The sequence below is a fragment of the Reyranella humidisoli genome (assembly GCF_019039055.1).
GTDB lineage: Bacteria > Pseudomonadota > Alphaproteobacteria > Reyranellales > Reyranellaceae > Reyranella > Reyranella humidisoli.
Map to the genome: position 1 here is coordinate 3,765,481 of NZ_JAHOPB010000001.1, position 23,524 is coordinate 3,789,004.

At 67.3% G+C, this 23,524-nt stretch carries 24 protein-coding genes; 15 read left to right on the forward strand and 9 right to left on the reverse strand.

Annotated features, from left to right (window positions below; translation table 11 throughout):
- The first annotated feature begins 27 nt into the window (after positions 1-27).
- From KQ910_RS27275 to KQ910_RS18180, 5 genes are all read left to right on the forward strand, one after another.
- The gene (locus KQ910_RS27275; RefSeq protein ID WP_216963367.1) at positions 28-642 is read left to right on the forward strand and encodes a glutathione S-transferase family protein; all 615 of its coding nucleotides are present in this window, start codon (positions 28-30) and stop codon (positions 640-642) included.
- Positions 643-665: 23 nt separating this feature from the next.
- A complete protein-coding gene (locus KQ910_RS18165; protein WP_216963370.1) occupies positions 666-1,829 on the forward strand; it encodes a COG1470 family protein in 1,164 nt (387 codons plus the stop codon).
- A gap of 9 nt (positions 1,830-1,838) precedes the next feature.
- Entirely contained in the window at positions 1,839-2,792 is a 954-nt protein-coding gene (locus KQ910_RS18170; RefSeq protein ID WP_216963373.1) for an ABC transporter ATP-binding protein, read from the forward strand.
- A gap of 162 nt (positions 2,793-2,954) precedes the next feature.
- Entirely contained in the window at positions 2,955-3,935 is a 981-nt protein-coding gene (locus KQ910_RS18175; protein ID WP_229600446.1) for an ABC transporter permease, read from the forward strand.
- On the forward strand, positions 3,932-4,594 hold the full coding sequence (locus KQ910_RS18180) for a hypothetical protein (RefSeq protein WP_216963376.1): 663 nt from the start codon (positions 3,932-3,934) through the stop codon (positions 4,592-4,594). Before KQ910_RS18175 ends, KQ910_RS18180 begins: the two co-directional genes overlap by 4 nt.
- On the opposite strand, the gene KQ910_RS18185 is transcribed toward KQ910_RS18180, so the two are convergent.
- The 3 genes from KQ910_RS18185 to KQ910_RS18195 form a co-directional block, all read right to left on the reverse strand.
- Positions 4,566-5,258 carry an RluA family pseudouridine synthase gene (locus tag KQ910_RS18185; protein WP_216963979.1) on the reverse strand — a complete coding sequence of 231 codons (693 nt, stop codon included), beginning with the start codon at positions 5,256-5,258 and terminating at the stop codon, positions 4,566-4,568. The genes KQ910_RS18180 and KQ910_RS18185 overlap by 29 nt on opposite strands.
- Before the next feature lie 65 nt (positions 5,259-5,323).
- Positions 5,324-6,745: an amidase gene (locus tag KQ910_RS18190; protein WP_216963379.1), complete on the reverse strand. Its 1,422-nt coding sequence runs from the start codon at positions 6,743-6,745 to the stop codon at positions 5,324-5,326.
- A gap of 165 nt (positions 6,746-6,910) precedes the next feature.
- Complete coding sequence (locus KQ910_RS18195) at positions 6,911-8,047, reverse strand: fumarylacetoacetate hydrolase family protein (protein WP_216963381.1); 1,137 nt, start codon at positions 8,045-8,047, stop codon at positions 6,911-6,913.
- A gap of 59 nt (positions 8,048-8,106) precedes the next feature.
- Here KQ910_RS18195 and KQ910_RS18200 point away from each other — a divergent pair, with 59 nt between their 5' ends.
- From KQ910_RS18200 to KQ910_RS18210, 3 genes are all read left to right on the forward strand, one after another.
- Positions 8,107-9,048, forward strand: a complete 942-nt coding sequence (locus KQ910_RS18200; protein WP_216963384.1) for a dihydrodipicolinate synthase family protein — start codon at positions 8,107-8,109, stop codon at positions 9,046-9,048.
- 314 nt (positions 9,049-9,362) lie between these two features.
- A complete protein-coding gene (locus tag KQ910_RS18205) occupies positions 9,363-9,818 on the forward strand; it encodes a GNAT family N-acetyltransferase (RefSeq protein WP_216963388.1) in 456 nt (151 codons plus the stop codon).
- 112 nt (positions 9,819-9,930) lie between these two features.
- Positions 9,931-10,449: a hypothetical protein gene (locus tag KQ910_RS18210; RefSeq protein ID WP_216963391.1), complete on the forward strand. Its 519-nt coding sequence runs from the start codon at positions 9,931-9,933 to the stop codon at positions 10,447-10,449.
- A 3-nt stretch (positions 10,450-10,452) separates the two neighbouring features.
- On the opposite strand, the gene KQ910_RS18215 is transcribed toward KQ910_RS18210, so the two are convergent.
- The 3 genes from KQ910_RS18215 to KQ910_RS18225 all read right to left on the reverse strand — a co-directional run bounded on the left by KQ910_RS18215 (position 10,453) and on the right by KQ910_RS18225 (position 14,305).
- Entirely contained in the window at positions 10,453-11,097 is a 645-nt protein-coding gene (locus tag KQ910_RS18215) for a glutathione S-transferase family protein (RefSeq protein WP_216963393.1), read from the reverse strand.
- Positions 11,098-11,213: 116 nt separating this feature from the next.
- The gene (locus KQ910_RS18220) at positions 11,214-12,746 is read right to left on the reverse strand and encodes an acyl-CoA synthetase (RefSeq protein WP_216963396.1); all 1,533 of its coding nucleotides are present in this window, start codon (positions 12,744-12,746) and stop codon (positions 11,214-11,216) included.
- Positions 12,746-14,305, reverse strand: coding sequence for an acyl-CoA synthetase (locus tag KQ910_RS18225; protein ID WP_216963399.1), 1,560 nt, complete (start codon positions 14,303-14,305; stop codon positions 12,746-12,748). Before KQ910_RS18225 ends, KQ910_RS18220 begins: the two co-directional genes overlap by 1 nt.
- Before the next feature lie 60 nt (positions 14,306-14,365).
- Here KQ910_RS18225 and KQ910_RS18230 point away from each other — a divergent pair, with 60 nt between their 5' ends.
- Genes KQ910_RS18230 through KQ910_RS18250 form a run of 5 tightly spaced genes read left to right on the forward strand, consistent with a single transcriptional unit; the run spans position 14,366 to position 19,370 of the window.
- Positions 14,366-15,601 carry a cytochrome P450 gene (locus KQ910_RS18230; protein ID WP_216963402.1) on the forward strand — a complete coding sequence of 412 codons (1,236 nt, stop codon included), beginning with the start codon at positions 14,366-14,368 and terminating at the stop codon, positions 15,599-15,601.
- Positions 15,602-15,618: 17 nt separating this feature from the next.
- Positions 15,619-16,326: a PP2C family protein-serine/threonine phosphatase gene (locus KQ910_RS18235; RefSeq protein ID WP_216963405.1), complete on the forward strand. Its 708-nt coding sequence runs from the start codon at positions 15,619-15,621 to the stop codon at positions 16,324-16,326.
- Positions 16,323-17,324: an asparaginase gene (locus KQ910_RS18240; protein WP_216963408.1), complete on the forward strand. Its 1,002-nt coding sequence runs from the start codon at positions 16,323-16,325 to the stop codon at positions 17,322-17,324. Before KQ910_RS18235 ends, KQ910_RS18240 begins: the two co-directional genes overlap by 4 nt.
- 8 nt (positions 17,325-17,332) lie before the next feature.
- Positions 17,333-18,586, forward strand: a complete 1,254-nt coding sequence (locus KQ910_RS27280; protein WP_216963411.1) for a class I SAM-dependent RNA methyltransferase — start codon at positions 17,333-17,335, stop codon at positions 18,584-18,586.
- Positions 18,587-18,602: 16 nt separating this feature from the next.
- Entirely contained in the window at positions 18,603-19,370 is a 768-nt protein-coding gene (locus KQ910_RS18250; RefSeq protein ID WP_216963414.1) for an SDR family NAD(P)-dependent oxidoreductase, read from the forward strand.
- A 182-nt stretch (positions 19,371-19,552) separates the two neighbouring features.
- On the opposite strand, the gene xth is transcribed toward KQ910_RS18250, so the two are convergent.
- The gene (xth, locus tag KQ910_RS18255) at positions 19,553-20,341 is read right to left on the reverse strand and encodes an exodeoxyribonuclease III (protein ID WP_216963417.1); all 789 of its coding nucleotides are present in this window, start codon (positions 20,339-20,341) and stop codon (positions 19,553-19,555) included.
- Between the two features lie 132 nt (positions 20,342-20,473).
- On the opposite strand from xth, the gene KQ910_RS18260 reads away from it, so the two are divergent.
- Both KQ910_RS18260 and KQ910_RS18265 read left to right on the forward strand, forming a co-directional pair.
- Positions 20,474-21,181, forward strand: a complete 708-nt coding sequence (locus KQ910_RS18260) for a substrate-binding domain-containing protein (RefSeq protein WP_216963420.1) — start codon at positions 20,474-20,476, stop codon at positions 21,179-21,181.
- A gap of 29 nt (positions 21,182-21,210) precedes the next feature.
- Positions 21,211-21,873, forward strand: a complete 663-nt coding sequence (locus tag KQ910_RS18265; RefSeq protein ID WP_216963422.1) for an aspartate/glutamate racemase family protein — start codon at positions 21,211-21,213, stop codon at positions 21,871-21,873.
- A gap of 71 nt (positions 21,874-21,944) precedes the next feature.
- Here KQ910_RS18265 and KQ910_RS18270 read toward each other — a convergent pair whose 3' ends face one another.
- Complete coding sequence (locus tag KQ910_RS18270; protein WP_216963425.1) at positions 21,945-22,925, reverse strand: Bug family tripartite tricarboxylate transporter substrate binding protein; 981 nt, start codon at positions 22,923-22,925, stop codon at positions 21,945-21,947.
- A gap of 213 nt (positions 22,926-23,138) precedes the next feature.
- The gene (gene erpA, locus KQ910_RS18275; protein ID WP_216963427.1) at positions 23,139-23,477 is read right to left on the reverse strand and encodes an iron-sulfur cluster insertion protein ErpA; all 339 of its coding nucleotides are present in this window, start codon (positions 23,475-23,477) and stop codon (positions 23,139-23,141) included.
- Positions 23,478-23,524: the final 47 nt, after the last annotated feature.

Below are 23,524 nucleotides of genomic sequence, written 5' to 3' on the forward strand. Positions count from 1 at the left end.
TCGGGGCATCGAGGGAGGAAAAGCAAAGTGAAATTCTATAATTCGGTCGGCCCCAACCCGCACATGGTCCGGATGTTCATGGCCGAGAAGGGCTTCGACGTGCCGAGGGTCGAGGTCGATCTGCGCGGTGGCGAGAACCGGCGCGAGCCCTTTCTCAAGATCAATCCGGCCGGCCAGTGTCCTGCTCTCGAACTCGACGACGGCACGGTGCTGGCCGAGATCACCGCGATCTGCGAGTACATCGACGAGATCAAGAAGGACACGCCCTCGCTGATCGGCGACACGCCGGAAGAGCGCGCGGCGACGCGCATGTGGGTCCGCCGCATCGATCTCAACATCCTCGAGCCCGCGGCCAACGGTTTCCGCTTCTCGCAGGGGCTGAAGATGTTCCAGGACCGCCTGCATTGCATTCCCGAGGCGGCGGATGGGCTGAAGGAGAGCGCGCGCAAGAAGCTCGTCTGGCTCGACGGGCAGATGGGATCGAAGCCGTTCGTTACGGGCGACAAGCTCACGATGGCCGACATCCTGCTGTACACCTTCCTGGAATTCCTGGGGAAGGTCGGCCAGCCGCTCGATCCCGCGAACAAGAACCTGACGGCCTGGATGGGCCGCATGAAGGCCCGGCCGAGCGCCACGGCCTGAACCCGGCACGCAGGAACCCGACCATGCGCCGACTGATCGCCCTCCTGTTCGTCCTCTTCGTCCTGCCGGTCGCGGCCGTGCATGCGCAGGGCGATCCGTCGGGGGTGAAGGGGCTGTTCCTGCTCACCGACTATCCCTCGCAGACCGTGCGCGCGGGCGAGGTCACGACCATCCGTGTGAAGGTGAACAATGCCGGTCAGATGCCCGAGCCCCTGGCTCTGGCGCTGGCCGGTGTTCCCGCCGGCTGGAAGATCGACCTGCTGGGCGGCGGCCAACCGGTCGGCGCCGTGATGGCGGGCGTCAACCAGGACGTCACGGTGCAGCTCCGCGTCGAGGTGCCGAAGGATGCCCCGACCGGCTCGCAGACGGTCACGCTGACGGCGAAGGGGCCGATGCAGCAGGCCAGCCTGCCGATCACGCTCACCGTCGGCACCGAGGCGCCTGCCAGGCTCAGCCTGAAATCGCGCCTGCCATCGCTTCGTGGCACGCCGCGCTCGGCCTTCGAGTACACGCTCACGGTGGGCAATGATTCGGGCAAGGACCTGACCGTGGCGCTGGCCGCGCAGGCGCCGGCCAACTTCCAGAGCGTCTTCACGGAAGGCTTCGGCTCGAACGAGATCAGCTCGATCCCCATCGAGGCCGGGCAGACCAAGGACATCAAGCTCAAGGTGACGCCGCCGCGCGACGTGAAGGCCGGCGACTATCCCGTGTTGGTGAAGGTCGCCGCCGAAGGCGCCACCGCGGAGATGCGCGTCACCCTGCAGCTGAGCGGACAGGGCAAATTGGTTCTCTCGGCCAAGGACGGTCGCCTGAGCGGCGAGGCCGAAATCGGCAAGACCTCGACCTACACGCTGGTGCTGAACAACGACGGCACTGCGCCGGTCGACGAGGTCGAGCTGTCGGGAACCGTGCCGGCCAACTGGAAGATCGAGTTCAATCCCAGGTCGCTCGCCGCCATCGCGCCGGGCGACAAGAAGGAAGTCCAGGTGCTGGTGACGCCGGCCGACAAGGCGGTGGCCGGCGACTACATGGCGTCCTTCCGCGCCGCCGCACGCGGCGAGCAGGCGTCCGCCGATTTCCGTATCAGCGTCACCACCTCGACCCTGTGGGGCATCGCGGGCATCGGCATCATCGCCGTGGCGCTGCTGGTCCTGCTGGGCGCGGTCGCCCGTTTCGGCCGCCGCTAGCAGCAGCCGATGGCCGATACCGTCATCGAGGCGCGCGGGCTGACCAAGCTCTACGGCAGCCATCGTGCCGTGGATGCGATCGACTTCACCATCCGGCGCGGCGAGATCTTCGGCCTGCTTGGACCCAACGGCGCCGGCAAGACGACCACCATCCTGATGATGCTCGGCCTCACCGACACCAGCGGCGGCTCCGTGGACGTGCTGGGCTTCGATCCGGTGCGCCAGCCGCTCGAGGTCAAGCGCCGGGTCGGCTACCTGCCCGATGCGGTCGGCTTCTACGATCACCTGACGGCGCGCGAGAACCTGCGCTACACCTCAAGGCTTCTCGCCATCCCGCGCCGCGAGGCCGAGACGCGCATCGCCGACGCCATGGAGAGCGTGAAACTGGCCGACGTGCTCGACAAGCGCGTCTCGACCTTCTCGCGCGGCATGAGGCAGCGTCTGGGCATTGCCGAGATCGTGATGAAGAAGGCCGAGGTCGCCATCCTCGACGAGCCGACGTCGGGCCTCGATCCGCATTCGACCTTCGAGCTGCTGGAGATGATCCGCGGCCTCAAGCGAGCGGGCGTCGCCGTGCTGCTCTCGTCGCACTTGCTCGACCGCGTGCAGAGCGTCTGTGATCGGGTGGCGCTGTTCAACAAGGGACGGATCGCGCTGATGGGCACGGTGGTCGAACTGGCCAACCAGGTGCTGGGCGCTGGTCATCCGATCCTGGTCGAGGCCTCGGGTGCCGACATTCCCGGCATCCTGCGCGGTATCGAGGGCGTGCAGACGGTCATGCCCGAAGGCCCTGCGGGGGAGAAGGGTGGCGCCTGGCGCGTGGTGGCCAACCGCGACGTGCGGGCGGCTGTGGCCCATCGCATCGTAACCTCGGGTGGTTCGCTCACCCGGCTCGCCGACCTGCAGCCCAGCCTCGAAGAGGTCTACACGCACTACTTCGAGGAGGCACGCCGTGCCGCCTAGTGTCTCGTCGAGCAGAACAGAATCAAACTCCCAACCTCATGCTGAGGAGCGCTCCGCAGGAGCGCGTCTCGAAGCATGTGCACGAGCACCATGTTTGTCGCCCATCCTTCGAGACGGCGCTTCGCGCCTCCTCAGGATGAGGAGGTTCGGTTGCAGGACGACATGAGACGGACAGACCAAGGCGCCGTGCGCCGTAAGGGTTCGCCTTTCACCGGTCTCGGCCCGGTCTTCATGAAGGAGCTGGCGGATCATCTCAGCAGCGTCCGCATGATGGTGCTGACGTTGTTCGTGCTCGCCTTCGGCGCGTTTCCGGTGGCCTCGTCGCTACAGACATTGCGGACAGTCGTCGACCCCAACTCCTTCCTGTTCCTGCGCATCTTCACCCTGGAGCCGGAGCAGGTCGGCATCTCCTTCATCGCAGCGCTGAACTTCATCATTCCGCTGATGGCCATCGGGCTGGGCTTCGATTCGGTGAACAGCGAGTTCAATCGCCGTACCTTGAGCCGTGTCCTGTCGCAGCCGATCTATCGCGATGCGCTGCTGCTCGGGAAATTCCTGGCGGGCCTCGCGACCTTCGCCGTGGCGTTGGTGGCGCTGTGGCTGATCGTGGTCGGCGCGGGCCTGCTGCTGCTCGGCGTACCGCCGCGCGGCGTCGAGGTGGCGCGGGGCCTCGGATTCCTTATCGTGGCCATCGCCTATGGCGGCGTGTGGTTGGCCATTTCCATGTTCTTCTCTGTCGTCTTCCGCTCGACCGCGACCTCGGCACTCTGCGCGCTTGGCCTGTGGCTGTTCTTCTTCCTGCTGTGGCCGCAGCTTGCCTCGGCGATCGTCTCTGGCGTGGCGCCCAGCGAGATCAGGAGCCTGGAGGAGTACGCCGCCGTCCAGGATATCGCCATGGGCCTGATGCGCCTGTCGCCGGGCACCCTGTTCAGCGAGGCGGTGCTCGGCCTGCTGAGCCCGGAAACGCGGACCCTGGGGCCGATGCTGCCGGCGCAGATGCGCGGTGCGATCATGGGCGCGCCGCTGCCGTTCGACCAGAGCCTGCTCTTGATCTGGCCACAGATCACCGGTCTCATCGCCGGCATGATCGTGGTCTTCGCGGCCGCCTACGTGGTCTTCCAGCGCGAGGAAGTGCGCGCATGAAGGACTGGACCGTCGCGGCCGCCTTCAACAATGCGCGCTGGTGCGATGCGGTCTGCCGCGCGCACGGCCCTGCGGGCCGCATGCTGCCACATATGTGGGTCAATGCCGCGACCGTGCCGCGCTTCTATCCCAATGCCGTCACTCTGGCCGTCGGTGATACGGCGCTGGAGGAGCAGCGGAGCACCGTCGAGATCCTGCAGAAATCGAACCTGCCCGGCCGCTGGTCGGTGAAGGACAGTTTCAACAAGCTCGACCTGTCGCGCCGCGGCTTCGAGGTGCTGTTCGAGGCGAACTGGATCCGGAGCGAGATGCCGGGCGAGGGACCGTCCAGCGACATCGTCTGGACCCGCGAGGAGAAGGGCACCGCGGACCTGCCGTTCGACGATCCGGCCTTCGCGATGTTCAAGGGGCGCCGCGGCTTCAAGGTCGTGGCGGGCTTCATGCTCTACCGCGCCGAGGACGTCGTCGGCGTCACGAATGTCGTAGCTGAGACATCCGATGCGGCGGCCGTGTGGCGATCCCTGACCCTGCTTTCCGCCCAGACCTTCCCGCGCCTGCCGCTGGTCGGCTACGAGTCCGGCCGGGAGCTCAAGGCGGCGGTGAAAGCCGGCTTCGAGGCCGGCGACAAGCTCAGGGTGTGGGTGACGGCTCGGGACTGAAGCCGCATGCTTTCAGCGCCGCCAGCATGTGCGCGGGTGGCGGGGCGGTCACGACGATCGACGGCTTGCTCTTCGACAGCGGCAGCACGATGCCGTGCGATTGCAGGTGAAGCTGGTTGTTCGGCTCGGCCCGGCCGTAGAGCCGGTCGGCGATCACGGGGCAGCCGGCGGCGGCGCAATGCACCCGGATCTGGTGGGTGCGGCCGGTCTCGGGATTGAGTTCGAGCCAGGTCATCCCGGGTGCGCGCCCCAGCACCTTGTAGCGCGTCACCGAGGGCTGGCCGTCGGGCGACACCTTTACGGACCAGCCGCTGCGCGTGTTCACCTTGAGCAACGGCATGTCGAACACGCCTTCGTCGGCGGGAGGTTCGCCTTCGACGACCGCCCAGTAAGTCTTCTCGGTGTCGCGGCCGGAGAACAGCCGCCCGAGCTTCGCCAGTGCCTTGGGATGCCGTCCCAGCACCAGCACGCCGGCCGTGTCGGCATCCAGCCGGTGGGCCAGCGACGGCGGCCGCGGCAGGCCGTAGCGCAGGTCGTCGAAGCATTCTTCGAGGTTCGGCGCGCCGCTGGGACCGGCATGCACGGCAAGGCCGGCCGGCTTGTCGATTACCAGGATGAGCCCGTCGCGGTGGAGAACGCGGGCCTGTATCTCCTCGGCGGTCAGCGGCGGCGGGCGCCGTCGGGGTTGAGCCGGTTTGGTAAAGGCGGCCCGGGGCGGGGAACGACGGTTCACAGGTCGGGCCAGCGGTCGAGCCAGCTCTCGCTCGCCTCGTAGAGGGCGGCCGCCCGCAGCACCGAGGCCTCGTCGCGGAAGCGGCCAACGATCTGAAGGGCGATCGGCAGGCCGTCCGCATCGTAGCCGTTGCAGATCGAAAGGGCGGGATGGCCGGTGATGTTGAACGGCATCGTGTATGGGAACCAGTTGCGCCGCAGCTCACCCGCCTCGACGCCGTCGATGGTGATCGGATCGAACAGGTCCTGGTCGATCGGCAGCGCGGTGCGCGAGACGGTCGGCGTCACCAGGAAGTCGGCCTTTTCGAACCAGCCCTGCACCATCCGGAAGAGTTCGCTGCGCTGGAACATGGCGCGCTGGTAGTCGGCGCCCGACCAGTCCGCCGCCTCGGCCACCTGCCGTACCAGCGAGGGGGTCATGCGGTTGCCGTCGCGCTTGATCATCTCGTCGAAGCGCGCTTTCCAGGTCGTATGGTTGATCACCTTCCAGGCGGAACTCAGGTCCGGCAGCGTGTCGGTGAGTTCGACCAGCTCGGCGCCCAGCTCGCGCAGCCGCACGAGCGATTGTTCGAAGGCGGCGCGCACGTCCTTCGCGACCATCGTGTTGCCGAGCGTTGCGCTGTAGAGGATGCGCCGGCCCTTGAGGTCGCCCTCGGCGCGCGCGGCGGCGAGATAGTCCGGCGGCTCGATGCCGATCGACCACGGGTCGGAGGGATGCGGGCCGGCCATCGCCTGCAGCATCAGGGCGGTGTCCATCACCGTGCGCGTCATCGGCGTCACGTAGGTGTAGTTCCCGAACGCATCGGCCACCTGGCTGTGCGGGATCACGCCGTTGCTCTGCTTCAGCCCGACCATGCCGTTGATGGCGGCGGGAATGCGCGTCGAGCCGCCGCCGTCGGTGGCGATGCCGATCGGGCCGATGCCGGCCGCGACCGCCACCGCCGCGCCGCCGCTCGATCCGCCGGACGTGTGGTTGGCGCTCCAGGCGTTGCGCGTGCGGCCGAACAGCGGACCGTCGGTCAGCGACTTGTGGCCGAACTCCGGCGTCGTCGTCTTGCCGAACAGGATGCCGCCCGCGGCTTTCACGCGCGCCGCGCACACAGCGTCCTCCTTCGGCACGTTGTTCTCGTAGAGCAGCGAGCCGAAGGTGGTGCGAACGCCCGCCGTGTTCACGAGATCCTTGGCGGCGAAGGGAATGCCGTGCAGGAGGCCAAGCGGCTTGCCCTGCATCACCGCGTCTTCGGCTGCCTTTGCGGCCGCGCGCGCCGGCTCGGGCACCAGGGTGACGAAGCAGTTCAGCACCGGCTGCAGCTTCTCGGCCCGCGCGAGCACGGCGTCGGTCAGCTCGACGGGCGAGATTTTCCTTGCGGCGATCTGCTCGCGCAGTTCGGAAGCGGGCAGGCGGGTCAGGTCGGTCATTTCTTCTCTCGCATCCATGCTCACCAGGGTTGAGGCACCGAACATGAGGAAGGATCCTTCGCTACGCTCAGGATGACACCTGTTTTCAGATCTGCGCACTGCGCCGATTCCAACAACGGTGTCATCCTGAGCGTAGCGAAGGATCTTTCCAGCTTCTTGTCCGTATTACCGCAGCAACCCTCGTGCCGCGAGGTTACGCATCAGCGCTCCCGCGCCGAAGGTCCAGGGCGGGATCTTGTCGCAATGCGCCACCTTGTTGGTGAGCGTGCCGAGCTTGGGCGAGCTGATCGAGACCATGTCGCCCACCATGTGCGTGAAGCCGGTGCCGCCGGGCTTGCGCGGCTCGGTCGGGGCGAACAGCGTGCCGGTCATCAGCGCCATGCCGTCGGGATACTGATGCGCGCTCATCGCCTGCGCGACGAGATCGGTGGGATCGCGGCTGATCTTCGACAGGTCGCTCGACCCGCGCAGGCGGAACTGGTCGGGGCCGGTGACTTCGAGGTCGACCTTGGCCTGGCGCACGTCGTCGAGCGAGAAGGTCTCGTCGAACAAGCGGATGAACGGGCCGAGCGCACAGGAGGCGTTGTTGTCCTTGGCGATGCCCAGCAGGAGCGCGCTGCGGCCCTCGATGTCGCGCAGATTGACGTCGTTGCCGAGGGTCGCGCCGACGATCTTTCCCTTGGCGCTGACGATCAGCGTCACCTCGGGCTCGGGATTGTTCCAGTCGGAGTCCGGCCGGATGCCGATCTCGGCACCGTAGCCGACGGCGGCCATGGGCGGCGCCTTGGTGAAGATCTCGGCATAGGGGCCGATACCGACTTCGAGGTAGGGCGACCAGGCGCCGCGCGCCATCAGCGTCTTCTTCAGCGCCTCGGCCTCGGGCGAGCCGGGTTTGATGGCGCTCACGTCGGCGCCGATGATCGAGTTCAGTTCGCCGCGCACCTGCTCGGCGCGGGCGGGATCGCCCTTGGCGTGCTCCTCGATCAGGCGTTCGAGCAGGCTGACGGCGAAAGTGACGCCGGCCGCTTTCAGGGCCTGCAGGTCGACCGGCGCCAGCAGGTCGCCCACGAGGTCCTGCAAGGTGCCGATGCGTTCGCCCGGCGTGTTGCGCGCGAGGCCCGTGGGATCGGGCGCGTTGCAGAGATCGGCCATCGTCGCGACGGTCGCGGAGAGGTCGAACACGCCGTCGCCCCGCAGCGCCACGACCGACGGCCCGGCCGGCGTGCCGGCGCGCCAGACGCGGCCGACCAGGGTGCCCGAAGTGCCGTCTTCGGGCAGGATTTCGCTGAGAGATGGTGACACTGGACGTCTCCGGCGCTTCGTTGCAGAAAAGGCGCGCCATTCCCGGGAGAAATAAGATCATGGTCGCAGCACGGATCAAAGGCGTTCTTTCGCCCGTCGTCACGCCCTTCAAGCGAGACCTGTCGCCCGATGTCGGCCGCTTCATCGCTCACTGCAAGTGGCTGATCAGCCAGGATTGCGGCCTCGCGGTCTTCGGCACCAACTCGGAAGCCAATTCGCTGTCGGCGAAGGAGCGCATGAGCCTGCTCGAAGCCGTCGTCGCGGCTGGCGTGCCGACCGCGCGCATGATGCCCGGCACCGGCGCGTGCTCGATCACCGAGGCGGCCGAGGTGAGCGCGCATGCGGTGAAGCTCGGCGTCGGCGGCGTGCTGATGCTGCCGCCTTTCTATTACAAGGGTGTTCCGGAGGAGGGGCTGTTCCGCTTCTACTCGGAAGTCGTGCAGCGGGTCGGCGACGACCGCCTGCGCGTCTATCTCTATCATATCCCCGGGGTCTCGGGCGTGCCGATCACGCACAAGCTGGTCGAGCGGCTGATGAAGGCCTATCCGAAGCAGATCGCCGGCATGAAGGATTCGTCGGACGACTGGCCCCACACCAAGAGCATGATCGACGCCTTCGCCAAGGACGGTTTCGACGTCTTCTCCGGCAACGAGAAGCCTATCCTGGAGAACCTCAAGGCGGGCGGCGTCGGCTGCATCAGCGCCACGGCCAACATCAACCCGGGCAAGATCGCCGAGACGATCAAGGCCTATGGCACGCCGGAAGGCGACAGGCTGCAGGCGTGGATCAACGAGGTCCGCGGCGTCATGCAGGGCTATGTGATGATCCCGGCGCTGAAGTACGTGATCGCGCATTACGGCGCCGACCCACACTGGAACCCGGTGCGTCCGCCGCTGGTCGAGATCGACGAGAAGACCGGCCGCGACATGATCGAGAAGCTCGACAAGCTCGGCTTCACCATGCCTGGCCTCAAGCAGGCGATGGCCGTCGCGGCGGAGTGACGGCCTGAGGCCTCATAAATCTACCACGTGTCATCCTGAGCGCAGCGAAGGATCTTTCGTCTACAGCAAGGATCCCTCGCTTTCGCTCGGGATGACACGGGTGGATGGAATACCTGTCGTCGTTGACAGGCCCACGACCGGAAGCTTATAGAATCTCCATGTTCACGACCTGCACCCGCAACGCTTGGTATTTTACGCCCCTGACATAGGCGGCGCGAAGGGTCATGACTCAACGAAGCCGCCGCATCCCGGCGGCTTTCGTGTTTTAGGACTGGCCTCCGGGCCGCGGCGGAACCCGCAAACCGGAGGACGACATGTCGATCATCGAAGCAGACATTGAACCGCAACACCTGCCCCTCGCCATCCGCGTGAGGCTGGCGGGGCCACGCGACATCGACGATCTCGCCGATCTGCTCGACGGCGGCGAGAACGCGCGCGAGCAGGTGCTGACATGGCTCGAAACGCCCGGCACGACGTTGCTGGTGGCGCAAAGCGAGATGGGCGTGCTCGCGGTTGCGGTCCTCGTGACGAGGCTGGTCCCGCTCGAAGGCGTGGGCGTCCACAAGATCATCGAGGTCGACAATCTCGTCGTGCGCGCCGACCACCGCGGCCGCCGCATCGGCCGTCGTCTCCTCGCAGCCGCCGTCGAATGGTCGCGCCAGCGCCGCGCGGTGCAGGTCGAGGCGGTGGTGGGCGAGGGCGCAGCCAAGCGCTTCTACGAGAATTTCGGCTTCGCGGTCGCCAACGACCGGCTGGTACTGGCGGCGTGATGCCCCAGACGGGCCGCTTTCGCCTCGTGAACTATCCGGTTGCAGGTCGAACAATGTGCTATGGTGATTTTTCTTGCACACAAAGTGCCGGACAAATGTGCAGGAGTAGCCCGTGGCCAAGAATTCATCGAAGCGCGGTCGCGCGCCCGTCGAGAAGGCGCCGCAGGTCATCAAGCAGACGATGGCAAAGGCGGTTTCGACCTATACCGATCAGGGCCAGTTGCGGACTCTGATGGAGAACGCCAAGCGCATGGGGCGTGAGGATATCTGGCGTCAGGCGTTCGACCAGCTCTGCGCGCTGGAAGGCGCGGACCAGGCCGATCCTCTGGATCGGGCCTTCTACCGGACCCTGGCGGCCTACGAGCAGTTGCTGACACAGAAGAACCGGCGGGCGACCCGCGCCAGCCGCACGCGCCTCAAGCTCAAGAGCAAGGGCGTCGTCGCCTGCCTCGAGGACTGGGCCCGCAGCAAGGACGCGCCGGAATCGTTCGATCTTCTGGTCGCCCACGGAATGGTCGAGATGTCGGGAGAGCAGCTCGTGCTAACCTATCCCGACCGGTTCACCGCCGAAGCGGTCGCGGGCGCCACGGCGCGTCTGGCGACGCTCACCATTGCAGCGCCCGCAGCCTGATCCCTACGCGGGCTCGGCGTCGCGCGCGGCCCACATCTTCTTGAAGCCCGGACGCGCCTGACAGGCAGCGAGCCAGGCCTTCACGCGCGGCGACGTCTCGAACAGCTCCGGCGCGGCCTGCGCATAGCGCACGATCTCTGCGACGTTCAGGTCGGCCACGGTGAAGCGGCCGCCGACCAGCCAGCCGCTCTTCTCGAGCGCCTTCTCGAGCACGGCGAAGGGGCGGCGCAGCGCCTCGACGGCGGCATCGGCCACCTTCGGATCCTTCTCGCCGGTCGGGTTGCCGAGCCGGTGGTAGAGAACGTTGATGGCATGCGGCTCGACTCCCGTCGCCGCCCACAGCGACCACATCGCGATCTCCCCGTCCTCGGCGATGTTTGCCGCGGCGAGCGGACCGCCATGCTTGCGCGCGAGGTACAGGTTGATCGCCAGCGATTCGTGCAGCACCACGCCGTCGTCGTCGATCGAGGGGATCATCCCGTTCGAATTGACCTTCAGGAATTCCGGCGACTGGGTGTGCAGCATGCCGGCCGGCACGGTGCGATAGTGCTGGATCACCGGCACCTGCTTGAACGGGATGCCGAGTTCCTCGGCCAGCCAGATGTTGCGGGACGCGCGGGAGCGATAGACGCCATAGATCGTGAGCATTGAACTTCCTGTTTTGGCCGATGGTACTCGTATCGAAGTTTCTTAGGGCCTGCGGACTTCGCGGCACAGTGAAAATCCGGCACCTGGAAGTATGATTACTCGTCGCTGGCCTGAGCCTAGCTAATCGACGGCGCGTCGCGTCCGACGAACTGGACCCGCAGCTCGCGCTTCAGGACCTTGCCGGTGGCGTTGCGCGGCAGTGCGTCGACGAAGGCGACGGACTGCGGCACCTTGAACTTGGCGAGACGGCCGAGGCAGTGCTGGATCACGTCGCCTTCGGCCAGCGGCTGGTCAGGCTTGCGCACGATGACGGCCATGCCGACCTCGCCCCAGCGCTCGTTCGGCACGCCGATGATCGCGGCGTCGGCGACGGCCGGGATCTGGAACAGCACGTTCTCGACCTCGGCGGGATACACGTTCTCGCCGCCCGAGATGTACATGTCCTTCCAGCGGTCGACGATGTAGACGAAGCCTTCCTCGTCGAGCCGCGCGGCATCGCCGGTGTGCAGCCAGCCGTCGGTGAAGCTCTTCGCGGTGGCCGCCTCGTTGTTCCAGTAGCCGGGCGTGATGTTGGGCCCCTTGATCAGCAGCTCGCCGATGCCGCCCGCGGGCACGTCGCGGCCCTCGTCGTCGATCACGCGGATGGCGGTGTGCATCATCGCCTTGCCCGCCGAGCCCACCTTGCGGATCGCGTCGGCGGCGTCGAGCATGGTGCCGGCGGGGCTGGTCTCCGTCATGCCCCAGCCCTGCACCAGCGGCACGCCGCGCGCGATCCAGGTTTCGAGGATGGGCAGCGCGCAGGGGGCGCCGCCGACACCGGCGATCCGGAGCCGCGACAGGTCCGCGGCCTGGAATTTCGGATGCTGCATCATGAACTGATAGGGCGCGGGCACCGCGAAGAAGTGGGTGATGCCGAGCGCGGAATCGGAGATGCAGTCGAGCGCCTGGCCGGGATCGAAGTTGCGCATGATCACGATGGTGCCGCCGGCATGCAGCACCGGGTTGGCGTAGCAGTTGAGCCCGCCGGTGTGGAACAGCGGCAGCACCACGAGCTGCACGGTCTCCGGCGTGATCAGCGCCGGGATGCCGAGGTTCACGCAGTTCCAGAACACCATCCCGTGGGTGATGATCGCGCCCTTCGGGTGCCCGGTGGTGCCGGACGTGTACATCACCATGCCGATATCGTCGTGCGTCAGCGGGACGGCCGCGGGCGGCGGGCCGGCCTCGGCCAGCGCGCGCTCGTAGGCGCTGTCGGCGCGGTCGTGGTCGATTTCGAGGAGGCTGGCGGAGAGGGCGGTGGCCTGGGGGGCGAAGGACCGGTCGTGGATCAGCAGCTTCGGGCTCGAATCGCCCAGTATGTATTCGAGTTCCGGCACCGTGAGCCGCCAGTTGAGCGGCAGCATGATGGCGCCCAGCCGGCCGCAGGCGAATTGCAGCTCGAAGTATTCGGCGCAGTTCGGCGCGAGCAGGGCGATGCGGTCGCCGCGGGCGATGCCCCGCGCGGCGAGGGCCGAGGTCAGTCGGCCGATGCGCTCGTCGAGCGCGGCATAGGAGATCTTCCGGCCTGTGTGCAGGTCGTGGATCGCGAGCTGGCGGGGACGCCGTCCGGCGTGGTGGGCGATCCAGTCGTAGTAGGGAATCGTCGGCATCAGTTCACGCCCCGGGTGAAGCCCTGCCAGTAGGGCTCGCGCAACTCGCGCTTCAGAATCTTGCCGGCGCCGGAGAGCGGCAGCGGGGTGTCGCGGAAGTCGACGCTGCGCGGGCATTTGTAACCCGCGATCTGGCCGCGGCAATGCTCCATCACCGCGTCGGCGGTGAGGGCCCAGCCCTGCTTCGGGACGACGATCGCATGGACCCGCTCGCCCCAGCGCTCGTCGGGCACGCCGATCACCGCCACCTCGGCCACGCCGGGGATCGTCGAGATCGCATTCTCTACCTCCGCCGAATAGACGTTCTCGCCGCCCGAGATGATCATGTCCTTCAGCCGGTCGACGACGAAGACGAAGCCTTCCTCGTCCATGTAGGCGCCGTCGCCGGAATAGTACCAGCCGTCCTCAAGCACGGCCTGGGTCTCCGCCGGCTTGTTCCAGTAGCCCTTCATGATGTTGGCGCCGCGCACCGCCAGCTCGCCGGTCGTACCGCGCGGCACCTCCACTCGGTCGGCATCGACGATCCGCACCTCGCAGGCGAGCACCGCCTGGCCGCAGGACTTGAGACGGCCGGCGAAGGGGCCGTCGAGCACCGTATAGCGCGGGTCGAGCAGGGTCACGATGGGCGAGGCCTCGGTCATGCCGTAGCCGTGCATCAGGCGGACATGCGGCATCGCCTCGATCGCCTTGCGCAGCACGCCCTCGGGCATCGGCGAGGCGCCATAAAGGATGAACGAGAGCGTGCCGATGTCGAACTCGGCGAAGCGGTCGTGGTTCACCAGCATGTTGATCATGGTCGGCACGAACTGCGCGTGCGTCACCTTCTCGGTCTGGATGGTGAGCAGCACCTCCATCGGCTCGAAGCGCGGCACGAAGGCATGGCGTCCGCCCGACAGGGTGACGCCGAAGGTCGAGGCGCCGTCGGCCAGATGAAACATCGCGCCGGAATGGAGATAGGCGGTGTCGGCATCGAAGCCCATGCCGGCCACGCCGTTCAGCGCGTTCACCACCAGATTGGTGTGCGTGAGCATCACGCCCTTCGAACGGCCGGTGGTGCCGCCGGTGTAGAACAGCCCGGCCAGGTCGTCGTCGTGGGCGCCGGCATCGTCCACTGCCTCGTAGCTGGTCAGGTCCTCGTAGCGCAGCAGGCCCTCGGGAGCGGCCAGATCGTCGAGCCAGACGACCTCGCGCAGGGCCGGCGTCCGGCCGTCCAGCGCCTTCAGATGGTGCGACATGCCGGTGTCGACGAACATCGCCACGGCGCCGGAATCGTTCAGGATGTATTCGATCTCGGGCGCAGCCAGCCGCGTGTTGAGGGGCACCATCACCGCGCCCAGCCAGGGCAGGGCGTACATGAGTTCGAGGTAGAAGTCCGAGTTGAACGCCAGGATCGCCACCCGGTCGCCGCGGCGCACGCCCAGTGCGGAAAGCGCACTGGCCACCCGGCTCACGCGATCCTCGGTCCGCTGCCAGGTCCGCCGGCGGCCGGCGAAGGAGGTCGAGATGCCGTTGGGCCTGGTCTGGACGGCGCGGCGAAGTCCCTGGGTCAGTGCAAACATGGGACGATGCTAGGGGCTCGCTCGTTCGCACGGCAAGGGGCTTCGTGGTAGGAGGAAAGGATGGACACCATCGCCCAGCCGACCGCCCCAGCGAAGGACCTCGAGTTCAATCCGCTCGACCCGGCCTTCATCTCCGACCCCTATCCGTTCTACCGCCGGCTGCGCGAGGCCGCGCCCGTCCTGAAGACGCCCCAGGGCTTCTGGCTGATCACGCGCTACGAGGACGTGGCGCTGTCGCTCCGCGACCGGCGCTTCGGCAAGGACTTCGAAGGCAACATGCGCCGCCGCTATGGCACCGACCGCATGAACGAGCCAGCCGTGGCGAGCCTCGCCAAGACGATGCTGGTGCAGGATCCGCCGGACCATACGCGCCTGCGCGGCCTGGTGACGAAGGCCTTCACGGCGCGTCGTGTCGCCGACATGCGGCCGCGCATCAAGCAACTGGTGGACGAGCAACTCGACCGCGTCGCCGACAAGGGCGAGATGGACGTGATGCGGGACCTGGCTCATCGCCTGCCGGTGATCGTGATCTGCGACATGCTGGGCATTCCCGAGGAGCATCGCGCGCCGTTCCTTGCCGGCAGCAACGTCAACGGCCGCATCCTCGAACCGGTGCCGATGACGCGCGAGGAACTCGACCTGGCCAACCGCAACACCCAGATGGCCGGCGTCTATTTCAACCAGCTCTGCGAACTGCGGCGGCGCGAGCCGAAGGACGATCTCACGACCGAACTGGTGAAGGCGGAGGAGGCGGGCGACAAGCTGACCGCCGAGGAGCTGCAGGCGAATATCGGCCTGCTGTTCGGAGCCGGGCACGAAACCACCACCAACCTGATCGGCAACGGCCTGCTGGCCCTGCATCGCAATCCCGACCAGTGGGAGCGGCTGAAGGCCGACCCGTCGCTGATTCCCAACGCCGTCGAGGAGCTGCTGCGTTACGATTCGTCGGTGCAGATCACCGGCCGCGTCACCCATGCGGAAGTCGAACTGGGCGGCGTAACGATCGGCGCGGAGCAGAGCATCGTCGCCCTGCTGGGCGCGGCCAATCGCGATCCGGCGCAGTATCCCGACCCGGACCGTCTCGATGTCGGTCGTGAGCACATCCGCCCGATGTCGTTCGGTGGGGGCATCCATCATTGTCTCGGCGCGCAGTTGGCCCGGCTCGAGGCCGAGCTGGTCTTCACCGCGCTGGTCGAGCGCATGCCCAACCTCACGCTGCCCGAAAAGGACACCCCGGCCTGGCGCCGCAGCTTCACCCTGCGCGGCCTCAGCAAGCTCCCGGCGGTCTGGCACTAGAGGACGTGGCATCCGACATGGCGACGCGGTGGCGGGGCGAGGGCGGCCAGCATCAGGGCGCCCGCCCTTATCAGGAGGACAGTTGGCATCTCGCGACGCTGGGCGATGGCTCGCTGCTGGCGGTGGTGGCTGACGGCATGGGCGGCCATGCGGGTGGCGCCGTCGCCAGCCGGCTCGCGGTTGAGGCCTTCATCCATGCGGTCGAGCAGGGCGGCGGCCTAGGCGACGGGCTGGCCGACGCCAACGCGGCGGTGGGCAAGGGCGCGGCAGGCAAGCCGGAACTCACCGGCATGGGCGCGACCCTGGTAGCGGCGCAGGTACGCGGCGACGAAGTGCGCTGGATCAGCGTCGGCGATTCGCCGTTCTATCTGATCGAGGCCGGGCAGATCTCACGCCTCAATGCCGATCATTCGATGGCGCCGCAGATCGACGCGCTGGTGGCGCGCGGCATGCTGACGGCGGACGAGGCGGAGCATCATCCCGGGCGCCACACGCTGCGCGAGGCCGTGATGGGCGAGCCGCTGACCCTGATCGACAAGGGCACGCGCCGGCTCGGACCGGACGCCAGGCTGCTGCTGTGCAGCGACGGCGTGCAGAGCCTGAAGAACGAACAGATCCTGGCGCAGGCTGCGCTGCCGGCCGACCGCCTCATCGAGGCGGTGCTGGCGACGGCCCGCGAGCATCAGGACAACATCACCGTGGTCAAGCTGGAGCGAGTTCGATGAGTCGTGGTCCCGTGGTCGTCGAAGTCACCCGCGGTCCCGTCGTGGAGAGCCGGCACGAGGGCATCGCGGCGGTGGTGAAGGCCGACGGCACGGTCGTCGAATCCTGGGGCGACATCGACGCGGCGATCCTGCCGCGCTCGGCCAACAAGCCGATCCAGGCGATGGCCTTCGTCGAAAGCGGCGCGGTCGAACGCTTCGGCCTCGGCGACGAGCACATCGCGCTGTCCTGCGCCTCGCACAGCGGCGAGACGCGGCATGTCGAGACGGTGCGCGCGTGGCTGGCCCATGTCGGCCTCAGCGAGGCCGATCTCGAATGTGGCACGCACGCGCCCCGCCTGCAGTCGAGCATCGAGGCGCTGGCCCGCGCCGACGCCCTGCCGACGGCGGCGTTCAACAACTGCTCGGGCAAGCACAGCGGCTTCCTGACGACGGCGGTGCAGTACGGCGAGCCGACGCAGGGCTATATCCGCTACGACCATCCGGTGCAGCGCCGCCTGCGCGAGACGATGAGCGCGCTGTGCGGCCTCGACGCCAACAGCTTTCCCCACGGCACCGACGGCTGCGGCATCCCCACGCTGGCGACACCGCTCAAAAGCCTCGCCCACGCGATGGCCTCGATGGCCGATCCGTCGGGCCTGTCGAGCAAGCGGGCCGATGCCGCAAACCGCATCCGCAAGGCGATGAACGCCGAGCCGTTCATGGTCGCGGGCTCCGGCCGATTCTGCACCCGCATCAACGAAGCCGCGCCCGGAATCATCCAGGTCAAGACCGGCGCCGAAGGCGTGTTCTGCGGCATGCTGCCGACACTGGGCCTCGGCGTGGCGCTGAAAGTGTGGGACGGGGCGGGGCGGGCGGCCGAGGTCGCGATGGCGGCTCTGCTCGACCATCTCGGGGTCCTGCCTGCAGGGCAACGGGAAGAGGTCCTGCATCCGCCGATCAAGAACGTCGTCGGCTTGCTGGTCGGCGAGATGAGGCCGGCGAAGAGCTGGCTGGGCTGAGGCCCATCGTGAGCATCACTCTCGATATTCTTGAGGTCGGCGCCCGCGGCGACGGCGTCGCCGACCTCGAAGGCAAGCGCTTCTTCGTGCCGTACTGTCTGCCGGCTGAGACCGTCGAAGCCGAGCCGCTCGACAAACGCGGCGACGGCACCGCCTGCGATCTCGTCGAAGTGCTGGCGCCGTCGCGCCACCGCGTACCGGCACCGTGTCTCCATTTCGGGACCTGCGGCGGCTGCGCGCTGCAGCACTGGCGGCGCGACGTCTACGCCGGCTGGAAGAACGACCTGATCGCCAAGGCGCTGGCGCAGCGCGGCGTCAAGGCGCCTACGTTCGAAGCGCCGGTCACCTGCGAGCCGGGGGAACGCCGGCGCGCCGACATTGTGCTGCGGTGCCAGGGCAAGCGGATCCTTGCAGGTTACCATGAACGCGGAAGCCAGAACGTCGTCGACGTCGGCACCTGCGTTGTGGCGCGCCCGAAGATCAACACCGCGATCGCGGCGTTGCGGTTGGCGATCAAGGCCATTCTCCGCGACGGAACGTCGGCCGATGCCGTCGTCAACGAAACCGACACCGGGCTCGACGTGCTGATCCGTCCGCACAGGAAGTTCGAACTGACGCTCGCGATCCGCGAGACACTGATCGCGCTGGCCGAGAGCGCGGACATCGCGCGCGTGAGCTGGGGCGACCGCGCGACCGCCGAGCCGGTGATCGTGCGCCGCACGCCGCAGCTGATCCTGGGCGACGTGACGATCGAGCCGCCGCCCGGTGCGTTCCTGCAGGCGACCAAGCGCGCCGAGCTGGTCATGCGGGCCGGTGTGACGGCGTGGCTGGGCGAAGCGGCCCGAACGGCGGACCTTTTTGCAGGCATCGGCGCGCTGTCGCTTGGCAAGCCGGGCAAGCTCAGCCTGTTCGAGTACGACCGCCCGTCGGTCGCCGCCGTCGACGCCACGGCGCGCAAGCTGGGCGGCAACCGCGTCGCCGTGCAGCTGCGCGATCTCTTCCGCCGGCCGTTGAGCACCAAGGAACTTGACGCTTTCGACGCCATCGTGCTCGACCCGCCGAGGGCCGGCGCCGCTGCGCAGTGCGCCGAACTTGCGGCCTCGAAGGTCAAGCGCGTGGTCTACGGCTCCTGCGACCCCGGCAGCTTCGCCCGCGACGTTCGAACCTTGCAGGACGGCGGGTACCGACTGGAGAAACTCATGCCTATCGACCAGTTCCTCTGGTCGGCGCATGTTGAGCTGATTGCACTTCTGACCAAATGAATCGAGGAGACGACCGATGATGTTCGACCTGACCGGCAAGGTGGCCGTCGTGACCGGCGGCAGCCGCGGCATCGGCCGCTCGATCTGCGAGCAGATGGCCGCCCACGGCGCCAAGGTCGTGGTGTCGAGCCGCAAGCTGCCGGCCTGTGAGGAGGTGGTGAAGGCGATCAAGGACAAGGGCGGCGAGGCGACCGCCGTCGCGGCCAGCATCTCCGACAAGGCCCAGCTCGAGAACCTCGTCGCCGAGGCGCGCAAGGCCTATGGCCGCATCGACATCATGGTCTGCAACGCAGCCTCCAACCCGTATTTCGGCCCGCTCAGCGGCCTGAAGGACGAGGTGTTCCAGAAGATCATGCAGAACAATGTGATGTCGAACCTGTGGCTGATGAACATGGTCGGCCCGGAGATGGCGGAACGGAAGGACGGCGCCTTCATCATCGTGTCGTCGATCGGCGCGCTGGTCGGCTCGGCCCATATCGCCGCTTACAATATGAGCAAGGCCGCCGATCTCTCGCTGGTGAAGTCGCTGGCCATGGAGTGGGGCAAGCACAACATCCGCGTCAACGCGATCGCGCCGGGCCTGATCCAGACCGACTTCGCCAAGGCGCTGTGGGACAATCCGCAGATCCGCGCCGCCCAGGAGAGCAAGGCGGCGCTGAAGCGCATCGGCCAGCCCGACGACATCGGCGGCGTGGCGGTGTTCCTCGCCTCCAAGGCCGGCAACTTCGTCTGCGGCCAGTGCATCATCGCCGACGGCGGCGTGATCGGCGCCGGCGCGGAGTAGCCAAACCACTCCGTCGTCCGGGGTGGCGACATCAGACTCCGAAAAAACCACCGTCATCTCGACCGGAGCCGAGCGTAGCGAGGCGGAGTGGAGAGATTTTCTCTCCACCATTGGCCAGCTTTCGGTTGAGGGAAGGTCTCTCCACTCGGGCCTTCGGCCCTCGGTCGAGGCGACGGCAATTATTAAGCCGCCACGTCCAGTTCGCACCACACCGGGACGTGATCCGACGGCTCCGTCTTGCCGCGCTCGGCCTTGTCGATGCCGACCGCGGTGAGCCGGTCGGCGGCCTGCGGTGACAGCAGCAGATGGTCGATGCGCAGGCCGTGGCCCTTGGGCCAGGCGCCGGCCTGATAATCCCAGAAAGTGTACTGCTCGCCGTCGGGATGGAAGGCACGCACCGCGTCGGTCAGGCCGAGATTGAGCAGCTTTCGGAACGCCGCGCGCGATTCGGGCTGGCAGAGCGCGTCGTTGGCGAAGGCCTTGGGATCGTAGACGTCCATCTCGGTCGGGCAGACATTGTAGTCGCCGCACAACACGAACATCTCCTCGCGCGCCAGCAACTCGCGGGCATGCCCCAGCAGCCGCTCCATCCAGGCGAGCTTGTAGGTGAATTTCTCGGTGGCGATGGGATTGCCGTTGGGAAGATAGAGCCCGCCCACCGTCAGCGGCCCGTGTGGCGTGTGGACACGGCCTTCGACATAGCGAGCAGGCTCGTCCTCGACGTGGCCGGGCAGGGCGCGCGCCGTCACGTCGAAGGCATGACGCGAGAGAAACGCAACCCCATTGAAGCCTTTCTGCCCCACGATGGCGCACTTATAGCCGGCCGCCTCGACCTCGAGCGTGGGGAACGTCGGCTCCTGCGCCTTGATTTCCTGCAGCACGACGATGTCGGGCTGTGTTTCGCCGAGCCACGAGACGAGGTTGCCAGTGCGCTTGCGCACGGAGTTCACGTTCCAGGTCGCGATCTTCATTGACGCAGATTCTCTATTATTTGCAGTTGGTTGGTGAAGTCTCACCATTCCTGTGTTGGAATCAACTTTTACCGCCGTGCCCGGCTGCATCACGCTATATTGCGGCGTTCATTGTTCGAGGGGTGGGATCAAGTGGCATCGTCGTCCGTCGCCGTCATGAGCGGTCTCGCCCTCGAGGTGGCCGTCAATCGCTGGCTGAAGCCGGCCTTCGAGGCCGCATCGCCCTATCACCTGGAGATCGACTGGCGTCCGACCACGGCCATCATGAAGTCGATCGCCGAAGGGCAGCGCGCCGACGTCGTCATCGCCATTAACGGCTCCATGGACAAGCTCTGTGCCGACGGCATCGTGCGTCCCGAGACCCGGGTCTGTCTCGCCGACTCGATCCTGGGCGTCGGCGTCCGCGAGGGCGCGCCGAAACCCGACGTCTCGACGGTCGAGGCGTTCAAGCGGGCGCTGGTCGGTGCAAGGGGCGTGGCCTACTCCAAGGCCGGCGCGAGCGGCATCTACTTCACCGGGCTGGTCGAGCGGCTGGGTATCGCCGCGGAGGTCAACGCGCGCGCCGTCACGATCCCGATGGGTTTCACCGGCGAGAAGGTCGCGAGCGGCGAGGCTGACATTGCGATCCAGCAGGTGAGCGAACTGATGTCGGTCCCCGGCGTCGCCGTCGCCGGTCCGTTTCCGCCGGAGGTCCAGACCGTCTCTACCTTCGATGCCGCCATCTTTGCCGATGCCGCGAACCCCGAAGGTGCCGCCGCGTGGATGGCGCTGCTCGCCTCTCCTGCCGCGACCAAGGCCTATGGCGATGGTGGTCTGGTATCCCGCCTGTCCCATTCCTGAAGAACGCTCTCCTTCCGAAAGACCGTCGCATGTCGAAGAAGCCCCGCGTCGTCCTCCTGCATGGGACGCCCGTCGCCGTGGAACCCATTCAGCGCGCGTTCGCCACGCGTTGGCCCGAGGCCGAGATCGTTGACCTGCTCGACGCCTCACTGTCGATCGATCGCGCCAAGGATCATGACCTGACGCCGCGCATGTTCGAGCGCTTCGTCGAGCTCGGCGACTACGCGCATCGCATCGGCGCCGAGGCGATCCTCGTCACCTGTTCGGCGTTCGGGCCGGCGATCGAGCGCATGGCAAAGGAACTGCCGGTGCCCGTGCTGAAGCCCAACGAGGCGATGTTCCGGGAGGCGATCGGCCGGGGGCGGCGGATCGGGATGCTCGCGACCTTCGCGCCGTCGGTGCTGACCATGACGGAGGAGTTCGAGCAGTTCGTCGGTGAGGCCGGTGCCCAGGCGACGCTCGAGACGATCGTCGTCGAGGGCGCCATGGATGCGTTGCGCAAGGGCGACGCCGACCGGCACAACGCGCTGATCGCCGCGCGGGCGCCCGAACTCGCGCACTGCGATGCCATCATGCTCGCGCACTTCTCGACGTCGCGGGCGCTGGCGGCCGTCACCGAAGTGGTCAAGACACCGGTCCTCACGGCGCCCGATGCCGCGGTCGACCGCATCCGGGCCGCCATCGCGGGCTGACGCCGGGCATCGTTCGGACAGCGCCCGGACTGCGGCCGGCGAAACCGGTCGCTAACGTCTGGCCGGCCGCCTCAGTCCTGCGGCTCTATCTTCGCCTCCTGCACGACCTGCCGCCATTTCTCGCTGTCGGCGCGCACGAAAGCGGCGAAGTCGGCGGGGCTGTTTCCGGTGAAGATTTCCAGTCCCTGTTCGAGCAGCTTGGCCTGCGCTGCCGGAATGACGGCCCGCACCGCGCCGTTGAGGCGCTCCACGATCGGCGCCGGAGTCTGGGCCGGGCCGAACAGGCCGACCCAGCCGCCGGCATCCATGCCGCGTAATTCGGGCAGGCCCGATTCGGCCAAGGTCGGCATGTCGGGCAGGGTGGGCGAGCGCTTGAGGGTCGAGACGGCGATGCCCTTCGCCTGTCCCGCCTTGATGCGGGCCAGCGCGCCGGGGGCGCCATCGAACAGGAACTGGATGCGCCCCGCGGCGAGATCGAGTTGCGCCGGGCCGCTGCCGCGATAGGGGACATGCACCATGTCGAGGCCGAGGCGCAGCCGCAGCATCTCCATGATCAGGTGGTTGAGATTGCCCTGGCCGAACGAGCCGTAGCTCGTCTTGCCGGGATTGGCCTTCACGTAGGCCACGAACTCGGCGGTGGTGCTGACCGGCACGTCGGACGCGGCGAGCAGGACGAGGGCGCCGCGCGCCACGCCGGCGATCGGCGTGAAGTCGCGCTCGACGACGTAAGGCACGTTCTTCGTCACCCACGGGCCGCTGGCGATCGGCGAGTTGGATGTGAGCAGGAGCGTGTAGCCGTTGGGCGTGGCCCGGGCGACGCTGGCGCTGCCCATGATGCCCGAGGCGCCGGCGCGGTTGTCGATGATCAGGCGCTGCCCGATCTCGGTCGACAGCGGTTCGAGCAGGATACGGCCGCTGATGTCGGCGGCGTTGCCCGGCGGATAGGGCACCACGAGGGTGACAGGACGGGCCGGCCAGGCCTCCTGCGCGGTCGCGGGGAAGGCAAGAAGGCTAGCCGCCGAGAAGGCGAAGGTCCGTCGTCCGATGTTCATGAAAGCTCCCTGTCGGCCGGGACGCTATCAGCCGATCCGGCAGGGAAGAAGAAGCCGCAGCCGCAAAGCGGACGGGATCGACGGCTTTCCCCTTCACAGGGGGGAACTGCCCCGTTTCACGCGGCGATGAGCTCAGAGTGGGCGCTCCATCTTCGGCGCTCCCGGACATCGCTTCACGATGTCCTGACGCTCAGCAGCCGAGCTTCGCTCGGCTTAGACGCTGAACGAGTTTCCGCAGCCGCAGGAAGAGGTGGCGTTCGGGTTCTTCACCTGGAACGCGGCGCCGACCATTTCCTCGACATAGTCGAGCTGGCTGCCCTTCAGGAACTCCAGCGAGGTGGCGTCGACCAGGACGGCGGCGCCGTCGCGTTCGATGACGAGGTCGTCCTCGTTACGCCCTTCCTCGAATGAGAAATTGTACTGGAAGCCCGAGCAGCCGCCGCCCAGGACCGCCACCCGCATCATCACGGGCTTGGGCTCCCGGGACGCCAGGAAGGCGATCCGCTTGGCCGCGCTGGAGGAGACGGAGAAGGTCGTTGCTTCGGTGGTCATGACCACAAGATGTGGTTGGCGAAGCGATTCGTCAATCCCGACAAGAA